The sequence below is a fragment of the Streptacidiphilus jiangxiensis genome (assembly GCF_900109465.1).
Taxonomy (GTDB): domain Bacteria; phylum Actinomycetota; class Actinomycetes; order Streptomycetales; family Streptomycetaceae; genus Streptacidiphilus; species Streptacidiphilus jiangxiensis.
Genome location: NZ_FOAZ01000002.1, coordinates 419,874 through 437,374 on the forward strand (window position 1 = coordinate 419,874; position 17,501 = coordinate 437,374).

At 68.6% G+C, this 17,501-nt stretch carries 19 protein-coding genes and 1 pseudogene; 9 read left to right on the top strand and 11 right to left on the bottom strand.

What is annotated here, in order from left to right; genetic code table 11:
- The first annotated feature begins 25 nt into the window (after window positions 1-25).
- Window positions 26-571: a hypothetical protein gene (locus BMY61_RS05400; RefSeq protein WP_042443696.1), complete on the top strand. Its 546-nt coding sequence runs from the start codon at window positions 26-28 to the stop codon at window positions 569-571.
- An 83-nt stretch (window positions 572-654) separates the two neighbouring features.
- Window positions 655-813 carry a TraR/DksA C4-type zinc finger protein gene (locus BMY61_RS45950; protein WP_161791208.1) on the top strand — a complete coding sequence of 53 codons (159 nt, stop codon included), beginning with the start codon at window positions 655-657 and terminating at the stop codon, window positions 811-813.
- A gap of 104 nt (window positions 814-917) precedes the next feature.
- Here the strand turns inward: BMY61_RS45950 and BMY61_RS05405 are convergent.
- The 7 genes and pseudogenes from BMY61_RS05405 to BMY61_RS05435 form a co-directional block, all read right to left on the bottom strand.
- A pseudogene (locus tag BMY61_RS05405) lies at window positions 918-1,621 on the bottom strand (helix-turn-helix domain-containing protein); the annotation flags it as partial.
- A gap of 285 nt (window positions 1,622-1,906) precedes the next feature.
- Window positions 1,907-2,449 carry a WD40 repeat domain-containing protein gene (locus tag BMY61_RS05410; protein ID WP_042443698.1) on the bottom strand — a complete coding sequence of 181 codons (543 nt, stop codon included), beginning with the start codon at window positions 2,447-2,449 and terminating at the stop codon, window positions 1,907-1,909.
- 221 nt (window positions 2,450-2,670) lie between these two features.
- Window positions 2,671-3,255: an SUKH-4 family immunity protein gene (locus BMY61_RS45955; RefSeq protein WP_052438408.1), complete on the bottom strand. Its 585-nt coding sequence runs from the start codon at window positions 3,253-3,255 to the stop codon at window positions 2,671-2,673.
- Between the two features lie 272 nt (window positions 3,256-3,527).
- Complete coding sequence (locus BMY61_RS05420) at window positions 3,528-5,366, bottom strand: sensor histidine kinase (protein WP_042443704.1); 1,839 nt, start codon at window positions 5,364-5,366, stop codon at window positions 3,528-3,530.
- On the bottom strand, window positions 5,363-6,055 hold the full coding sequence (locus BMY61_RS05425; RefSeq protein ID WP_042443706.1) for a response regulator transcription factor: 693 nt from the start codon (window positions 6,053-6,055) through the stop codon (window positions 5,363-5,365). The genes BMY61_RS05420 and BMY61_RS05425 overlap by 4 nt, the downstream gene beginning before the upstream one ends.
- 140 nt (window positions 6,056-6,195) lie before the next feature.
- A complete protein-coding gene (locus BMY61_RS05430; RefSeq protein ID WP_042443709.1) occupies window positions 6,196-6,963 on the bottom strand; it encodes a L,D-transpeptidase family protein in 768 nt (255 codons plus the stop codon).
- A 90-nt stretch (window positions 6,964-7,053) separates the two neighbouring features.
- Window positions 7,054-7,407 (bottom strand): hypothetical protein, encoded by a 354-nt coding sequence (locus tag BMY61_RS05435; protein WP_042443710.1) that lies wholly within the window; start codon window positions 7,405-7,407, stop codon window positions 7,054-7,056.
- Between BMY61_RS05435 and BMY61_RS45960 the strand changes: the two genes are divergently transcribed.
- Window positions 7,397-7,549, top strand: coding sequence for a hypothetical protein (locus BMY61_RS45960; protein WP_161791209.1), 153 nt, complete (start codon window positions 7,397-7,399; stop codon window positions 7,547-7,549). The two genes, BMY61_RS05435 and BMY61_RS45960, sit on opposite strands and share 11 nt — an antisense overlap.
- A gap of 339 nt (window positions 7,550-7,888) precedes the next feature.
- Here BMY61_RS45960 and BMY61_RS05440 read toward each other — a convergent pair whose 3' ends face one another.
- Window positions 7,889-9,172: an alpha/beta hydrolase gene (locus tag BMY61_RS05440; RefSeq protein ID WP_042443712.1), complete on the bottom strand. Its 1,284-nt coding sequence runs from the start codon at window positions 9,170-9,172 to the stop codon at window positions 7,889-7,891.
- A gap of 136 nt (window positions 9,173-9,308) precedes the next feature.
- Here BMY61_RS05440 and BMY61_RS05445 point away from each other — a divergent pair, with 136 nt between their 5' ends.
- A complete protein-coding gene (locus tag BMY61_RS05445) occupies window positions 9,309-9,767 on the top strand; it encodes a MarR family winged helix-turn-helix transcriptional regulator (protein WP_042443714.1) in 459 nt (152 codons plus the stop codon).
- 443 nt (window positions 9,768-10,210) lie between these two features.
- Here the strand turns inward: BMY61_RS05445 and BMY61_RS48575 are convergent, their stop codons facing one another.
- Window positions 10,211-10,765, bottom strand: a complete 555-nt coding sequence (locus tag BMY61_RS48575) for an integrase core domain-containing protein (RefSeq protein WP_342342512.1) — start codon at window positions 10,763-10,765, stop codon at window positions 10,211-10,213.
- 445 nt (window positions 10,766-11,210) lie between these two features.
- Here BMY61_RS48575 and BMY61_RS05455 point away from each other — a divergent pair, with 445 nt between their 5' ends.
- Window positions 11,211-11,744, top strand: a complete 534-nt coding sequence (locus BMY61_RS05455) for a hypothetical protein (protein ID WP_042443716.1) — start codon at window positions 11,211-11,213, stop codon at window positions 11,742-11,744.
- Here the strand turns inward: BMY61_RS05455 and BMY61_RS05460 are convergent.
- A complete protein-coding gene (locus BMY61_RS05460) occupies window positions 11,701-12,618 on the bottom strand; it encodes an IS5 family transposase (RefSeq protein ID WP_236655890.1) in 918 nt (305 codons plus the stop codon). The genes BMY61_RS05455 and BMY61_RS05460 overlap by 44 nt on opposite strands.
- 919 nt (window positions 12,619-13,537) lie before the next feature.
- On the opposite strand from BMY61_RS05460, the gene BMY61_RS44765 reads away from it, so the two are divergent.
- The 3 genes from BMY61_RS44765 (at window position 13,538) to BMY61_RS05485 (ending at window position 15,985) form a co-directional block, all read left to right on the top strand.
- Complete coding sequence (locus tag BMY61_RS44765; RefSeq protein WP_143094176.1) at window positions 13,538-14,641, top strand: NucA/NucB deoxyribonuclease domain-containing protein; 1,104 nt, start codon at window positions 13,538-13,540, stop codon at window positions 14,639-14,641.
- 10 nt (window positions 14,642-14,651) lie between these two features.
- Window positions 14,652-15,194 (top strand): hypothetical protein, encoded by a 543-nt coding sequence (locus BMY61_RS05480; protein ID WP_042443720.1) that lies wholly within the window; start codon window positions 14,652-14,654, stop codon window positions 15,192-15,194.
- Window positions 15,195-15,682: 488 nt separating this feature from the next.
- A complete protein-coding gene (locus BMY61_RS05485; protein ID WP_042443723.1) occupies window positions 15,683-15,985 on the top strand; it encodes a hypothetical protein in 303 nt (100 codons plus the stop codon).
- Here the strand turns inward: BMY61_RS05485 and BMY61_RS05490 are convergent.
- Window positions 15,966-16,732 (bottom strand): IS5 family transposase gene (locus BMY61_RS05490; protein ID WP_201777536.1). Its coding sequence is split into 2 segments (ribosomal slippage): window positions 15,966-16,441 and window positions 16,441-16,732, totalling 768 coding nucleotides; the frame shifts between segments, so codons are not numbered across the junction. The two genes, BMY61_RS05485 and BMY61_RS05490, sit on opposite strands and share 20 nt — an antisense overlap.
- A gap of 204 nt (window positions 16,733-16,936) precedes the next feature.
- Here BMY61_RS05490 and BMY61_RS05500 point away from each other — a divergent pair.
- The gene (locus tag BMY61_RS05500) at window positions 16,937-17,443 is read left to right on the top strand and encodes a hypothetical protein (protein WP_052438409.1); all 507 of its coding nucleotides are present in this window, start codon (window positions 16,937-16,939) and stop codon (window positions 17,441-17,443) included.
- Window positions 17,444-17,501 lie beyond the last annotated feature (58 nt).

Genomic DNA, 17,501 nt, shown 5'->3' on the forward strand with positions numbered 1-17,501 from the left:
TGCTGCCATCAGATCGGGGCCTTTGATGAATCTGACCAGCCAGATACTTCCCCTCGCCGGCGTCGTAATCGGTGCCGCCACCTCGTTCCTGGTGACGGCCCTCACCGAGCGAACGAGATGGAAGCGCCAACTGTCCGTCCGGTGGGACGAACGGCGCCTCGGCGCCTACGCCGACTACGCCCACATCGTCAAAGAACTCGCCCAGCGCTACCAGCGCATCGCCGTGGCTCGCGGCCTCACCACGGACGGTTCACCCTTGGAGCCCACTGGAGAGGTCCTCGAAGATCTCGCAGCAACGGAAATCCGTCGGTCGGCCCTGTCCGAAACCGTAGTCCTACTCGGAGACACTAGAACGATCACTGCGTCAAGGAAGATGAACCAGTGCCTCTGGCACCTCGAAGGACTCGCCCGTGGCAACCCCACAGCAACGCACCAGATCTGGGGACCCGCGTATGACGCGTACCGGGACGCACGACAGAATTTCATCAAGCAGGCACGGTTGGACCTCGGCGTGATCGGTTCAGCCACTGATCAGGCCACCTGGTTCCCAGACTGGCACTCCGCGAACTGACCGTTGATCGCCGCCCTCGAGCACAGGCAGAATCGGAAGGACGCCGGAGGTACGGGTGCGGTCCGGCGTTCATGGGGACGCCCATGAAGGCGCACTTCACGAAGCTCCTGAGCGCCTGGAAGGGCGAGTTGACCGTCAATGTGGACCGGACCGTCGATCAGATGAAGGATGAGGCGTCCGGTGATCCTGTGGGGCTCGAAAAGTCATCGCTGCAGCTCAAGCCGCGTACTGATACTGGCTGATGACTCCGCCGAGGATGCGGGTGCGCAGGAGCCTGCGCGGCACGCCCAGCGGCCGGACCAGCGGCCGTTCCGGGGCTTCGGGTGGCCGTTGGTCTCGTAACCGCGCGGGTGCCGAGGTTGACGGTGAAGTCGCGGGCCTGCTGGGTCGCCCACTGCGCCGTGGGATGGGCGGTGACACCGGTGATGTAGAGCTTGCGGGTGCCATGTTCCAGGAACGCCAGCGCGTACAGCCGGTACCGGTGACCGTGTCGATGTGGAAGAAGTCCGCCGCGAGAATCCCCTCGGCCTGGGCGGTGAGGAACTCCCGCCAGCTCGGGCCGACCCGCCGCGGGGCCGGGTCGATGCCGGCCGCGTGCAGGATCTGCCAGACCGTGGACGGCGCGATCGAATGCCCCAACCTGGCGAGCTCGCCCTGGATCCGCCGGTGACCCCACCGCGGGTTCTCCTGCGCCAGACGCAGCACCAGCTTCTGGAGCGCCGCCGCCGTCGGAGGGCGGCCGGTGCGCCCACGTCGGTGGGAGAAGTCCCACCGCTTCGCGATCAGCCTGCGGTGCCAGGCCAGCAGCGTCCCCGGGGTGACCGGGAAGACACGGCTCCAGTCGCAGCGCGGTATCAGCGAAGACAGCGCGGCCAACCAGAACCGATCCGCAGGTTCATAACGGACCGGACCATCGAGCTGACGGCGCAACACCGCGTTCTCGTGCCGCAGCACCAGCAGTTCGGCGTCCTTGGCCGTGTCGCGGCGCAGCAGAGCTGCGGGCACAGACAGCAGCGCCCGGGTGGCCCGGTAGAGGATCGAAATGATCACCAGCGCAGCATCCCAGGCATCGTCGAGGGCGTTGCCCCCAGCCCCACCTGCGGCGATGACTTTACCAGCCCCACACGGCCTGCCGCGCCGGACGGTCGGCGTCCGCCGGCTGCTGCTGCAGGACTACGAGAGGGCCGCACACATCAAGAGTCGGGCTCGACACCGAAGCATCCCGATCATCTCCTGGCCTCGCGCTCGCTGGACCAGCCCTTCACCGCGCTAAGCGCCCCACTTGACGAGGGAGACGTCCTCGGGCCGAGGCGAGGGCCAGTTGGTTCGGCTCGATCAGAAGCAGATCGAGGACAGGTGCGCCGAGGCGTAGGTCCCGGGGGGGGCGTCCTCGGCGTCCAGCCGAACGACGCGGACCAGGCCGTCAGCCCAACTGATCGCGAGGGTAATCGGGTTGCCCTCGCTGTCGGGACCGGCCGCCACGGCGACCGAGATTGCCAGAACCGGGCAGGCGCGCTCTTCCAGCGGCTCCGGGAGCGGGTCCTCCCCGGGGCTCCACAGGCGGACCGTTCCGTCCGCACCCCCGCTGAAGACCAGCGGCGCCAGCCCCGGGAGCTGCGCGACAGCCAGCGACGAGACCGGGCCGAAGTGCGAGCGGACCCGCTCCGTGCGACCGGTACCGGCATCGTGCCAGGTGACCTGACCGACGGCGTTCCCCGTCCCGCACATTGCACCGGCGCGGAGCAGCGCGACGACCTCACCCTCCGCCCCGGCAGGGGACGGGACTTCGAAGTTGGGCGTCCCCCACACGTCCAGCCAGGCAAGCGCCGGCTGTGCAGCGTCGGGCACCTCCGCCCACCAGCGCTCCAGCAGACTCACCGACGGCGGAGTCGGGGACGAGGGCGCTTCGCCGAGCGCTACGGCGAGTTGGGCCAGACCCGGGCTGGGGTTTCCTGCGAAGCCGGGACGCTGCGAGCAACGCTACCGTCGCCTTCGGGGAACGTGGCGCCGCCGGAGGAGTCCGCAAGGCCGGCCCACAGGCCGCGTGGATCCACGAACAGGAGCAGGTCAGCGGCCTGCAGCGGCCGCCTCCACGGGCCTTACCGCGGCTTCCGGGGGTAAATACCGCCGCCGAAGGAGTCCAGGAAATCCGTCCAGAAACCGTCCGGGTCGGCGAAGGGCGCCGGGTCGACCGCGCTGATCTCCGCCTCGATCTCCGCCGCAGCCCGCGCGTACAGCGGCAGGGCCTCCGCATACGGAAGATCGGGGTCGGGCGCCTTCGACTCGATCAGCAGCAGCAGCTTCGACAACGACGACACGTCCGAGTGGATCCGCTCGTACCCCTCGTCGGAGTTCTCCGAGGTCGCAAAGACCACGCCGTCGCTGCGCCGCACGTACACCAGGACGTACTGGAGTCCCCCCAGGGATCCGAGTTCTCCGAAGGGCGTGTCGATCACCATCGGCAGGCTGCCCCGCTCCGACACAAGCCGGTCAGGCGTCGACGTCGGCGCGAGCGAGGAACCCAGGTGAAACACGCCGCTGCACCAGGGAACGCCCACCTCGCTGAGGAAGGCGACCGCGTCCGGTGCGGCGATCACCTCGGCGGCCGCCGACCAGTCGGTCCGCACCACCTGCTCGGGCGGAAGCACGGAGGTGAGGTCGTCCGACGTCAAGGGGAAGAGCACGGGTTCTCCTGTTGTGCCGCAAGCTTGCTGGTTCCGGTGGGCATCACAGTGCCGGTGGGCATCACGGTGCCGGTGGGGCGGTGTCGAAGTCCCGGGACCCGGCAGTCCCACCGTACTGGGGCGGCGACGCCCCGTGGTCCGCCCGGAGTTGGCTGATGTAGCGTCCGAACGGCTCGTTGCGTACGACCGGGTCCTTGATGCTGCTGTCGTACTGCACGCCGTGGGGCCGGAGGCCACCGGGCGCCGTTCGGGAGCTGCCCGTGGGCGTTCCGTCAGGACATCGTCGCTGAGCCCGGCTGCGTTGCCGGGATCCGCAGGGTGAACACCGAGCCGGTGCCCGGCTCGGAGGTCACCGAGACCGTGCCACCGTGGGCCGCGGTGAGCTGGCGGACGATGGACAGGCCGAGGCCGCTGCCACCGGTGCGTCTGCTGCGTGACTTCTCGGCCCGCCAGAACCGGTCGAAGACGTGCGGAAGGTCGCGAGGGTCGATGCCGCTGCCCGTGTCGGCCACCTCGAACACAACATGATCGCCGTCGACGTCGGCGGAGAGCGTGATCGTGCCGCCGGCCGGGGTGTGGCGGATCGCGTTGGAGACGAGGTTCCCCAGCGCCTGCCGCATGCGGACCGGGTCGGCGTCCAGCCACGGGCACCCGTCCGATGTGGTCACCAGGCGCACGCCGGCGGTGTCGGCGGCAATGCGGTGCGCTGAGGCGACCTGGGCGAGCAGTTCGTCGGCGCGGACAGGCTCGCAGTGCAGTTGCAGGGTGCCCGCGTCGGCGGCTGCGAGGTCCTGGAGGTCGTCGATGACGCGTTGAAGGACGAGGGCCTCTTCGTGCAGCGAGGCCAGCAGCTCGGGGTCGGGGTCGACGAGGCCGTCGCGGGTCACTTCCAGCCAACCGCGGATGTTGGTCAGCGGCGTGCGCAGTTCGTGGGCGATGTCGCTGACCATCTGCTTGCGCTGCGCCTCCAGGCGTTCGCGGCCCTCGGACAGCGCGTTGAACGCCTCGGCCAGGATGCCGGTCTCGTCACGCGTGGTGACAGGCACCCGGGCATGCCGGTCGGGCGGCTGCTGTGCGGCGTGAGTGAGGGCCCGCAGGGGCCGTACGAGCCGAGTCGCGACCACTGCCGTGACGGCCACGGTGAGCGCGAAGACGAGCGCCGTGACTGCGGCGACCTTGGTCTTGTTCGCGGACGACATGTCGAAACTCGTCGACGTGCTGCTGCCGTTGCCGAGGAACAGCTCCGCCGCGGGGGCGACGAACGGCGCGAGCTGCTCGCGGCGCGCCTCGTTCACGCAGTCGATCGCCGCGTGTCTCTCCGCCGTGGCCGGCCCTGGCGGGGTGAACTGCCCGGGCACCTGGATCGGCTGGACGGACGTAGGGACGAAACCCAGCGAGAAGAGCAGCAGTGACGGTGCCAGGTGCCGGCGGGCGAGGCAGGACCGGGCCAGCGTCTCCAGCCCGTCCAGCGCCTTCCTTTCCGTGGCCGTCGGAGTGCCGAGCGCCGTGCCGGGGCATTCGTCCGCCGCCACGAAGGGGTCGGGTGGTGTGCCGCCCGGCTGGACCAGGAAGGGTCGGCCACTCGGGGCCAGGACGACGCTGGTGTGGATGTTGTCGGCCTGGAAGCACCGCTGCCGCGCCACCACGAGCGTGTGGAGGTGGGCCCGCTCCGCGGGGGAAAGCCGGTACGGTCCCACGGCGCGCGGGTCCACGGCGCTGAGCTGCGCCCCCGGCTCGGAGTAGGTGTCGGTGCGCAGGGGATCCACGGTGGCGACTGACTGGGCGGGCAGGGAGGTGCCGCGCCGCGCGGAGTCAACGACCAGCGCGCCGTCGGGGGTCGTCAGCGCGATCCGTCGGCGCAGGCGGACGGAGAGGTCGCGCACGGCGCCCGTGACCCCGGACCAGTTCGGATGGGTGGCCGCGTAGCCGCTCAGGTCCCGCAGGATCTCGGCGTCGTCGGCGAGCGCCTGTCCCTGTTCCGCTTGGAGGGCGTGGGTGGTGGTCTGCACGGCCAGCCATGCCGTCGCCGCCACCGACAGCATCGCGATCAACACGGAAGTGGCCACCAGCCGGACGAGGAGGCGCTTACGCAGGGGTATGCCGCCGCTCACCCACGGGGTCCGCTCAGCTTGTATCCGGCGCCGAACACCGTCAGCAGTCGCACGGGGCGACGCGGGTCGGGTTCGATCTTCTTTCGCAGGTTCATCATGTGCACGTCGATGGCGCGTTCGGTGGCGGCACGGTCGATGCCGCGGGTGCACTCCAGCAGCTGCCGCCTGGAGAAGACCCGTTCGGGCTCGGTGACCATCGCGAGCAGGATCCCGTACTCGCCGGGCGTGCACTTCACGGGCGAGCCTTCGCAGAGGATCTCGCGTCGTACCGGGTCGACGCTGATACCCGCGGCCCGAACGACCCGATGCCCGCCGGAGCTCTGGCGGTCGGTGCGGCGCAGGACCGTGCGGATGCGGGCCATAAGCTCGCGCGGACTGTACGGCTTGGTCATGTAGTCGTCCGCACCGAGCTCCAGGCCGGCCAGCACGTCGTCCTCGGCGGTGCGAGCGGTGAGCATCAGGACGGGCATGTCGTCGTCGCGGCGCAGCATCCGGCATACGGCGAAGCCGTCGATCACCGGCAGCATCAGGTCCAGGACGACCAGGTCGGGCCGCTGCCGCCGGACGGCGTCCAGGGCGGCCCGGCCGTCGTGGACCACGGTGGCGGTGTGGCCCTCGCTCAGCAGTGAGCGGCGGATCAGCTCGGCCTGCTTCTCGTCGTCCTCGGCGACCAACACATGTGCACACACCGGGCCGATGCTAACTGCGCCGGAACGCGGAACATGAACGGGGCGGGGGCCGGGAGACCCTTCCCACATGCTGACACCTTCCTCACGTCGATGTGCAGCCTCACGTCCGGGTGCCGGCTCCCGGCGTGCCGCGCTGCGGTTCACTCGGCCAGGGACGCCGCATCGCCCATCACGACCACCGGGTGCCGGGCCGGATCCAGGCTCACCAGGAGCGTCTTCATGGCGGACTCCGCCAGGCCGACGCAGCCATGGGTGGGGCCGCCGTGATCGACGTGGATCCAGATGCCCCCGCCGCGGCTCGATCCGAGCGGACGTGCACCGTCAAGGGGCGAGGCGCCAGGGACGCGGTTGTAGTCGATGGCGATCACGAAGTCGAAGGAGCCGGCCAGGGGCTCGCCCTCAAAGCCGGTGCCGACGACCGTGAAATCGCCCGAGTGGTCGTACGGCATCCTGGTGCCGGGGTTGTCCAGCAGTCCTCCCGCATCGGTGAGGGTGTACACGCCGATGGGCGAGTGCAGGTCACCGACCATGTGGTGGTCGGTCCAGCCGTCCAGCGCGTTGTGCGCGGGCCAGTGCCCACCGGCCTGCCAGCCCGAGGCGGTGCGTGTGTACAACGTCACCGTGGAGTCCGGCGAGTTCCTGCCCCGTCCGCTGACGAGGACGACCTGCTCTGCCGTCGCCGGGATCTTGGCCCGGGTCCTCGGACCGAGACCGGGCAGCTGCACCGGCTGCCGCCCTGATGCCGTCTCGGAAGCGGTTGCGGACGGCGACGCCGGGGCGGACGAGACACTGCCCGCCTCGGCGACGACGCCCGCGCGCTCGACCGTCGCGTCGGTGCCCCGCGCGCACCCCGTCAGCAGGAGCGAGGCGACGAGTGCGGCCGCCGGAATACATATGGCCTTGTTCATGTGATCGACCCTGATGGACAGATGTGAGGGACTTGTCAGACCGCGGCGTATTCACCGGGGCGCACGCGACGGCTTCAGCAGATCGGGCGGCTACTGCTGATAGATGGAGGACAGGCGCACTGCGCGGCCCTGGGCGTCGGTGGTGATCTCGAACGGCGTGCGCGGGTGCCGCTTGACGGCTGCGATCAGCTGATCGAGCGTCATGGTCGAGCCGTGGGAGTTGTCCGTGAGGGGCGCAGAGGCCTCGATGGCGACCGCGGAGGTGACCGTCATCGGCCGGGCCGTGGAGTCCGCGACGAACCTGCTGCCGCCGTTGCAGGCCCAGTGGCCCGGAGTGACCACAGCCAGCACTCCCCCGTCCTGGCGGTTGAGCTCGTCGAGGGTGTAGGTGTGCGGGTAGCGGGCGTTCCAGGAACAGGTGCCCGCCCCGGACGTGGAGGTCACCCGCGCTGTCGAGGAGCCCTGCGCGGCCCCCGCCGCGGCCGACGCGGGCAAGGCCGCGGACGAGGGTGCGGAGGACAACGGGGCGGAGGCTGCGATCGGGGCCGCGGTCGCGGCCGACCGGTCGGCAGAGGACGCGGCTTGACCGGAACAGGCAGTCAGCGTGAGAGCGCCGAGGAGGAGAACCGGGACCAACGGTCGCCGGAGCACGCGTGACGTAATGCGGATCATGAAACTCACTGCCTTCATATCGGAGCCCTGCGAACGAGGGCATGACGGTTTCTGCGCTCCGGGCGCAGTGGCGGTCGCGGCCGGCACACCGCCCGCAGGCGAGCGGGGGCACGGCCGGGTCAGGCGCTGTGCGAGACGAGTTCCGACGGAACTGGTACGGCCGCGACCACGGTCCGACCCTGACAGGAACTTGTGAGGAACTTGTCAGGCTTGTGAACGGGAACGGGAACGTGAACCTCCGACCCGCCAGGGATCACGGGCGGGCAACCCGTTCGGTGTTCTGTGCCCGGCGGGCATCGGTGATCCGGGCAGGAACGGTGCCCAGCCACCAGGTGGGGTTGGCGGTGCCGTCCGTGGTGCGGCCGTCGCTGTGGACGTAGTGGCGCACGTCGCGTCCGGGCTCACGCAACTCGCCGTTCAGGGCACGCTCGAGCCATTCGGCGCCGAGGCGGAAGACCTCGGCGGCGGTGCCACCCAGCGGGTGGAACTCGTCCTCGTAGACGCGCATCTCCTTGGGGGCGCGGATGCGCTGGTAGTTGGCCAGGGCCTGCTCCAACTCGGTGAGTTCGTCGAACTCACCGATGCCGTAGAGCACCGGGCAGGTGATCTCGCCGACCAGGTCGCCGAGCGGCATGTGAGCGACCAGGTCGCGGTCGAAGGCGTCCTCGTCGGTGTAGCCGGCCATGAACATGTAGTTGTTCTTGAAGGTGGGTTGGGCGCGCTCGAAGATGGTCCGGAAGTCGCCGGTCACGGCCTCGAAGGCGGCGAGCGCGGCAAGCCGCGGGTCGGTGGCAGCGGCGCGGGAACCCCAGTAGCCGCTCATGGAGATGCCGAACATGCCGATCCGGGCGGGATCGACCTCCGGCAGCGAGGCCAGGTGGTCGATGTAGCGGCTGATGGCGCGCTCGTAGTTGGTGAGGTCGACCGTGAGCCCGCCTGCCCGCGTCTCGCCCTGCCCCGGGCCTTCGATGGACAGGGCGACGATGCCGCGTGGGGTGTAGTACCTCTCGGCCGCGTAGATGTAGTCCTCCTTGATCATGTCCATCCCGGGGCCGAGGATGACGGCGGGGGCGCCGACCACCTCACCGGCCGGCAGGTGTAGCAGGGCGAAGATCTGCCCGCCCTCGACGTCGAGCACCACGCGGCGGACCCGGTTGCCGCGCAGGGCACCCAGGCGCTCGACGCAGTGGTTGGTGTGCTCGCGGAAGGCGAGCTTGCGCGGGTCGGTGGCGTCGAAGATCGAGTACTGGGCGCGGCCCCACATCACGGCGGCGCGCACGTAGAGGTCGGCGGCGGTCTGCACGAAGCCGCCCCGCTCGTGGTGCGCGGCGCGCTCCTCGGCCTGCCCGGCCACTGTGGCCCAGGCCTTGGGCAGCATGGCCCCGCTCTGCACCAGGGCGAAGACCTTGTCGAAGTCGGTGTGGTCGTGGCCGAGCTGCTCGAGGGTGCCCTTGGCCTGCGGGTGCAGGGCATCGAAGCCGCCCTGGGCGAGAGCGATGTCCAGGGCCCAGCTCTGGCCGGTCGAACGGATGGTCATGACGGATGTCCCTTCTGGGTGGGTGCGGTACGTGGCGCTCCCTTGAAGTGCAAGTACCTAAGTACTTATCTATTAAGTACTTAGGCTAAGCTGCCTGTCAATTCGCCCGACGATCCGCCCCAAGGAGATCCGCCGCATGCCGGAGCCGCAGCGCACGCCCATCCGCGATCAGGCCCTGGACCAGCTCGCCCGTGCCGCGTACAGCCTGAGCGCCGCCGACGCCCGACTGCGCGGACGCGCCACCCGCATCGCCGGCGCACTCTCCCTCACGCACGCACGAGCCCTGCGCGTCCTTGCCGAGTCCGGCCCGCTGCCAGTCGGTCAACTGGCCGCCGCCACCGAGACCACCGGCGCCGCCACCACCCAGCTGGTCAACGGCCTCGCCGCTGCTGGGTACGTGACCCGCGAACGCCCCGCGACCGACAAGAGGTCAGTCCTGGTCACCCTCACCGATGCCGGGCGGCGCCGCCACGAGGAGCGGCAGGCCGTCCTGACCCAGTCGCTCGACACTGCACTCACGCACCACGACGACAACGCCCTCGCCATCGCAACCGACGTCCTGCGACACCTGGCCGCCATCTACGACCAACTCTGACCCGACCGCCCGCCGACTCCACTCAGCGTCCAAACGTCCGGACGTGCCCAGACCCCCACAACGGACTCAAAACCACGAGACGCTCTGCACGAAGGAGCAAACCGGAACAGGTGAGCAGCGACAGACCTTCGGGTCTGCAGGCGCCGAAGAACAGCCAGAAGGGAGCAATCCGCTTCCTTCTGCTGGGAGCATCCGCAGAGATCTGCCGAACGTCCGTGGAGACGGGGTGACATGACGGCATTGCTGGGGGTCAAGGGGTCGCAGGTTCAAATCCTGTCGTCCCGACCAGCGTTTTCGCAGGTCGGAGGCCGTTTCCACTGAGAGGTGGGGGCGACCTTTTCGTTGCCTTCGGGCCTGGTGGTCGCAGTGTGGTCGCAGCCCGCACCTGCCGTAGGGACCGGCTATCGCAGATTTGTGGGTGCCGAAATCCCTGTCCATACAGCTCAAGCAGCGTGCCGGTACTCGTGGAGGACTCCGCCGAGTCGGTCGTGTCGGCGTATGTCCAGGCATTCGATCTGGTGCGGTTCGAGCCGTGCGGGGAGGACTCGCAGTGGCGCGGCGCCGGCCCATGCCCGGTGGGGGCGGTGCTGGTTGTAGTGTCGCTCGTAGGTCGGCAGCGTTCGACGTAGGTGGGCTTCGTTCCAGATGTGGGTCCGGTCGAGGAGCTCGGCCCGGAGCGTCCTGCCCCAGCGTTCCATGACCGCGTTCATCCCCGGCACCCGCACGCCCGTCAGAACAGTTGTGACGCCTGCGCTTTGCAGGATCTGGTCCGTCATGGCCGGGCACTTGGTGTCCCGGTCCCGGATCATGAGCCGCATTCTGGCGAGCTGGCCGGAGTCCTCCAGGTCCATCAGGAAGTTCCGCACCGCCTGGGTGACCCAGGCATGGGTCGGGTGGGCGGTGGTGCCGAGGATGCGGATCCTTCGGCTCGCGTGGTGGATGGCGGCGAGGATGTACTGGCGCTGTCCGGTGAGAGTGACGGTCTCAATGAAGTCCATCGCCAAGATCGCCTGCGCCTGGGCGCCTACGAAGTCCGGCCAGATGACGCTTGAGCGCTTCAGCGCGGGGTCGATACCCCCCTGCTTTGAGGAGCTCCCAGACGGTGTGCGGTGCCACCCGGACGCCGAGGGCTGCGAGTTCGCCATGGATGCGGCGGTAGCCCCAGGACGGGTTCTCCCGGGCCAGCCGTAGCACCAGGCGGCGGATCGAGACGACCGTGCGCGGACGCCCCGGCCTGCGGCGGACACTTGCGCGAGCGTGCCGGCGCCTGATCAGGTCGCGATGCCAGCGCAGGACCGTATCCGGGCTTACCAGCAGCCGAAGCTGGCTCAGTGGCTGTTGTCTTTCCGGTCTTGATGGCTGGGTTTCCGCTGGTCAGGCATAGGGTCGGCGGCCCCGTGGCAGTGGTGACGTGTTGCGTCGTCGCTGGGTCGGAGGTCGGGGATGCCGTCGGTCGTGGGGCTGCTGGAACAGCGTGAACTCACCGCTCGCCGCCGTGTGGATGGTCTCCGGGAGGAGGCTGACCGTATCCACGCCGAGCTGGAGGTGGCCGAGCGGGAGTGGAACGAGTGGGTCATCGCCCGCTCGCGCGTGGGCGAGGTGTTGGCCCCGGACGACTATGTCACCGCGTCCGAGGGCCAGCATCAGTCCGCTGTGCAGCGGGTTCGTCCCGAGCCGGCGGAGGCGGCGAAGCCGAAGTCCGTGGTGCCGCTGTGGCGTGCGGGGCTGGCCTGGGCAGCGCTGTCGGTGGACTACCAGCGCATCCTGCAAGCTCTCGCCGACCGGAACCGGCTCGGTCAAGGACCTTTGACGTGCCAGGAGATGGCCGCCTGCTTCGGCCTGGACCCCGTGCCGGGGAAGGTGGAAGCCCTGCGGTCGAAGGCGAAGCGGCTGGTCGCCCGGGGCTGGCTGGTGGAGTCGGCGCCGGGCAAGTTCACGCTCGCGAAGGACGTGGCCGGGCAAGACGGCGGGTCATGAGCAGCGTCATCGACCAGTAGACCATCGCCTCCGCGCTGCTGGTGGAGCGCTCGAAGTCGCGCACCAGGCGGCGGCTTCGCATCAGGTGGGCAAAGAACCGCTCCACGATCCACCTCTTCGGCAGCACGACGAAGCCGCGCATGTCGTCGCTGCGCTTCACGATGGCGAGGACCAGGGCGAGCACGGCGAGGCTGTGCTCGACGAGGCTGCCGGTGTAGCGGCCGTCGGCCCACACCAGCGCCCACCGGTGGTGCGCGGCGGCGACCTGGGCGAGCAGGACCTGGGCGGCGGCGCGGTCGCCGATGTCCGCGGCGGTGACCATCACGGCGAGCAGCAGGCCGAGGGTGTCGACCACGGCGTGCCGTTTGCGGCCGTTGATCAGCTTGCCGCCGTCGAAGCCGCGGCTGTCGGATCCGACGACGGCGTCGGCCTTGACCGACTGGGAGTCGATCACCCCGGCGCTCGGTTCCGGGTCCCGCCCGGCCTGTTCGCGGACCTTGCGGCGGAGCCGGTCGTGGAATTCGCGGATCAGGCCGTGGTCGCGCCAGCGGCGGAAGAACGCGTAGACCCGGTCCCAGGGCGGGAAGTCGGCCGGGATGGCCCGCCACTTGGTGCCGTTGTCGACGAGGTAGCGGATCGCATCCAATATCGCTCGGTGGCAGTAGGCCTCCGGCTGGCCGCCCCGGCCGCGCAGCCAGCCCGGCACCGGCAGTAGCGGCCGCACCGCCGCCCACTCGGCGTCCGACATGTCGGTCGGGTAGGGGCGCTCGCGCACCCCGTGGTCGCCGGCGTTCCCGAACCTGTGAGCCAGGCAGTCACACGCGAGAGTGGCCGAGCTGGACCCGGCCTCCTCGATGCCGTAGAAATGCGACAACAGGGCCTCCTGGAAAGCTCGTTGGCGTAGACACCCACTGAGCTACCAAGAGGCCCTGCTTTCATGCGCGGCAAGTGGTGCAGTCACCCGATCGGGATCTCCCGCCCGACCGAAACCGCTCGGAGAGCGGACCAACGACCGTCACTTGGTTCGAAAGAGCTGCGGGTAGGGACAAACCTCCAGGGGCTCCGCAAGCCGATCCGCCCAGCGCCACCAGAAGTGACCTGCCGAGCACTTCCATGCCTGGCGACACACGCGCTTCTGGTCCTCGTCGCGGAGGGAGAGGACGAGACCCAGGCTCTTCAGTGCTCGCCTGCACTCGGGGCAGCTTGGCTGCTCAGGAGGGTTGTCCACGGCCGACAGGGTAGCTCACCCGATCGAGACGCCCGTTCGACCGACACTCCGCAAGATCGGAACGACAACAGCCACTCAGCGCGTGCCGCGGCAGCCTTGACAACAGCGCTGCCAGGAACGCCCGATCCTTGGGCCGGAACCTCGGACGCTCGTCACCGAGCTGCCGCTGCAAGACCGTCAGCTGGTGACGCAAGGCCAGGATCTCGACATCCTTCTCGTGGTCGCTCACCGGTAGCAGGCGCACGGCCGCGAATGCGTGGGAGACCGCGAGGTACGCGAAGCGCATAAGCACAAGACGCGATCATGCCGGACGGAGAACGCCCGGACACAAGAGCGCCCTGACCTACATGGACGCAACATTCGGCACCCACACCCCGCCCCGCCGGACCCGAACCGGCGGAGCGGGGCTTCCTCTTTTTCGCGTGCGGTAAATCGGCCACGGAATGTCTTATTCCTGGGCTCATATGATCGTGCACCTTCAGTAAGGATCCCATCACTCCCTGTGTTTCGCCTGTGACGTGAGGGCGGCTCAGGGGATGGAGTCGATACCGAAGGGCTTGTATCCGTGCAGATCAGGAAACTGGTGGTCAGCGCAGCAGCGGTGCTGTCTCTCGCCGCGACCGCACTCACCACCACCGCGTCGGCCAACGCCGCACCGGAACCCACCATCACCTACCCGCCTGCCAGCGTGCTCGTGCAGCCCGCGCCGGTCGACGTGACCGCCGTCCTCAACGCGGCACCCAGGAACGCCAAGACCGTCTACGTCGCGACGTGGGGAACCCCTCACACGGAGACGCCGAACGAGAGCGCGTACTGCCACACCACTCCGGTTTCCGGCCGATGGATGGAGTCCCGCTTCGAGGCGTGCTTGAACCTTTCCGGCGTCGCCACCGCCTACAACGCCAACACCAAGGCCGTGATCGGTCAGCTCTTCTACACGGTCCACTGGGACGCGCAGGCGTCCAACGGCTCCAAGAGCTGGGCCTACGCCGTCCACTACACCCGCACCCGAGCGTGGGGTGCCGGACTGGAGGCGGAAATCCAGGGGGCCGGGATCTGCAACGCCGGCTGCAACCTGTCTGGTCGCGGACTGGGAACTCAGCCGCTTGGCGCCACCGGAAAGGCCTCCGCGGAGTGGACGGTGAACGCACGCGTCCCCGCTCGTGGCCGGGTCAACACCACCGCCGAAGCCAAGTGGCGCTTCGTCGCGCCGGGCGTCATCCCCTCCAACACCGTGGGCATCCCCACCCCGACGGTGCGGTGTGACAACGCCGCCCTGGCCAACATGCCGCGCTACGGCTGCGTGCTGCCGAACATCATCCCTGTGCTTACCGTTCCGTACTCCCGGTACCCGCAGTACGCGCAGCACATCGCCGATGCCCAGAAGGCCGGACTCCCGTCCACGCTGTCCCGCCTGTTCAACGGGACGCTGATCAACAAGAACCGCAACACGTCCTGCCCCTCCAGCCTTCCGCGTCCGGCCGGGGACGAGTGCGACGAGTACCCGTTCGCGTCCACCTACCAGGGCGGCTTCATGTCGGGCGGCAAGTTCTCCCGCCGCATGATCAACGGCAAGCAGAACCGCTTGGGCGGCCAAGACCTCCAGGCCCTCTACAACGGCGCTCGACTCCTCGACGCTGATAAGTTCCAGGTGCAGGTCACCCGCTAGAAGGGACGCCATGCCCCAGCCACTGGCCACCCACACCGGCAACGTGGACATGCTCTACGCCGTTCACCACCTCGCCGACTTCGAGACCACCGAGCAGTACGGCTACCAGGACGATCCCGCTGCATTCCCGATCGAAAACAACGGGCTCGTCTACCGCGAAGACGGCGCACTGCTGATCGTCACCAGGGCCGACGCGGGAGCCACTGAGGTCACCGTCGCGTGCTACAGCGAGGAACCCGAACGCGACGCCGGGACCTGGGAGGCCGTGGCTGAGGCATCCGTGACGGCGAAGGGCGGGGAACTGCTCCTCCAGCAACTCACCGTTGGACCCACGGGGGACTTCCCCATCCTGTCCGCCTGCGGACCTGGGGACTACCGGGTACGCATCCACGCGCGCGGCCGGGACGAGGCGAGCCACCTGCGCCCCGACACGGTGACGGAGTTCTACCTGCTCCAGACGTGGCCAGCCCCGTCTTCGCCTCCGAAACTCCTTCGCGACGGCGACCGGTGGGGAGCCTTCCAACGTGAAGAGATCACCGCCGAGGACCTGTAACTATCTGAGGCAGCGAGAAGCCCCCGCCCGGTTCGCCGACGCGGGGGCTTCGTCACTTTCCCCCCGGTCAGACATGTCAGGGGTCGAGGTGCCGAACATCAACCAAGAGCGAGCGAACTGCTCTCCGATGGCTGGGAGCGCCCGCCAAATCCGCCCAACTTCCGAGATACCAGAATGACATGACGGCATTTCTGGGGGTCAAGTGCGCAGCCCATGGTTGCGCCTTCCCGAGTGCCGCGAGGACTCAGGCCGCAGTCCTAGCTTGAAGCTATGCGATGCGGTCGGCCCATAGCGCATCACTTGGTCGACTCCGACCCGATCGGGTGACTCACGTCATCGCAAAGCGGCCAGAGGGCGCAGGGTTCGATCGACTTGCCCTCGGCTGAGCCCAAGCACGCCGACCGCAGCCTTAGAGCTCGTAACACGATCTTGCTGCTGTCCTGCGCTACTCCGCTCTCGCTCACCTGGTCGACAGCGATACTTGGACGGTGGGCAGCTATCAGGGCGGGGCGACACTGGAGTGGTGGGCCAATAGGTCCACATGCCTGGGCGAGTTCGACGTCCTGGTCTCCGTCCGCGTTGCCGACGGCAACTGGGCCTGCGACGCGGAGCTCGGCCCTGGGTGCCTTCCCGACGAGCATCGCGAGGTCTTCGACCTCTTGATGGACCTCGATCCGATCTTCACCCTGCGCTTCGATGAGGGCAGCGAGATCCTGGTCAATGTCTTGAGGGCCGGGGACGGCGAGCATCTGGCTCTCACGGCGTACGAGCCTAGGGAGCAGGTCGATTGAGGCGACGCCAGCAGATGAGGCCGCAGGCGAGTGAGACGAGGGCGTCGTGCAGTTCGAGGCGTCGCTCCCAGCGGACGGCGAGGCGCTTGAATTGGTGGAGCAGGGCGAAGGTCTGCTCCACCAGGTAGCGAAGTCCGCCCAGGCCCTGGATGTCGGGCTGGCCCTTGCGGGAGATGACGGGCAGGATCCCGCGTCGACGCAGCTCGTGGCGATTGGGGTTGCTGTCGTAGCCCTTGTCGCCGAGCACGGCCTCGGGACGCTTGCGAGGGTGACCGACTCGGCCGGCGACCGATGGGACGCCGTCGACCAGGGCGAGAGTCTGGGTAACGTCGTTGACGTTGGCCGCGGTGGTGATCACCTTGAGCGGGATGCCGCCGCCGTCGGTGATCAGGTGGTGTTTGCTGCCGGTCTTGAGCCGATCGACCGGCGACGGGACCGTCGCGGCACCCCCTTTTTCGCGCGCACGTGGGATGCGTCCACGCACGCGCGACTCCAGTCCAGTTCGCCGGCCGCGTTCAGCTCCGCGAGCAGTATCCGGTGCAGTCGGTCGAAGACCCCGGTCTCCTGCCATCGCTCCAGGCGCCTCCAGCAAGTCTGCCCGGAGCCGAAGCCCAGCTCCAACGGCAGCTGCTGCCACGGGATCCCCGTGTAGAGCACGAACAGGATGCCCTGCAGGCACAGCCGATCGGGGACTGGCTTGGGTCCGGGCGAGCGCTCCCGCCAGGTCGGCAGTAACGGCTCGATCATCGCCCACAACTCGTCGTCCACGACCCACGGCTTGACGCTCACGTCCTCACGAACGGTTCAATCGTCCTACCGGTTACGGCCGACCTGCACCGGCCCGCAAGATCGTGTTACGAGCTCTTACACCGGATCTGTGCTGTTCATTCGCCGAGCCGGACTGTGCATAGCGCCCAGGGGACCGCCGCTCGTAATACAGGCACACCCGAGGTGTCCGCAGGCCGATTCCACAGCTACCTCCTGACCGGCGACGGCATCGTGGAGATGCGTCCGACCTGGATGGTCACTACGCGCCTTCCGGCAACAGCGAACGTCATCAGCTCCGCACTAGGCGGCGCAGCGCAGGCCCGACCTGCGGACAGGCCTGGCGTCCTCGTCGCCACCACTGTCGCGAAAGTCGGGATCATCATCGACGCGGTCGACTCGATCCGGTTCGACATGAAGCAGTGGATCGACGGAAGGCTCACCCATCACTGCGACACCCGCGTCTTCCTCTCCCCTGAGGAAAAGGAGGGACTGCCGTGCGGCTGCCCGACAAGCATCGCGGACCTCAAGTCCCGAGCCACAGTCGACCGCGGCCCCAGGCCCGACACTAACATCCGATTCCGGCTTGTACTCGCGCCCGGACTCGGGATCTTCGAGTACAAGACCCGGGGCTGGACGCTACTGACGGATCACGCGTGCAACTTGAGCTGCCTCCTGGAGCGTCTGGCGTGAGGCAACGGCCCGAGCCTGTGCTCACTCGAGATCGAGCCGGCTGAATACACGACGAAAC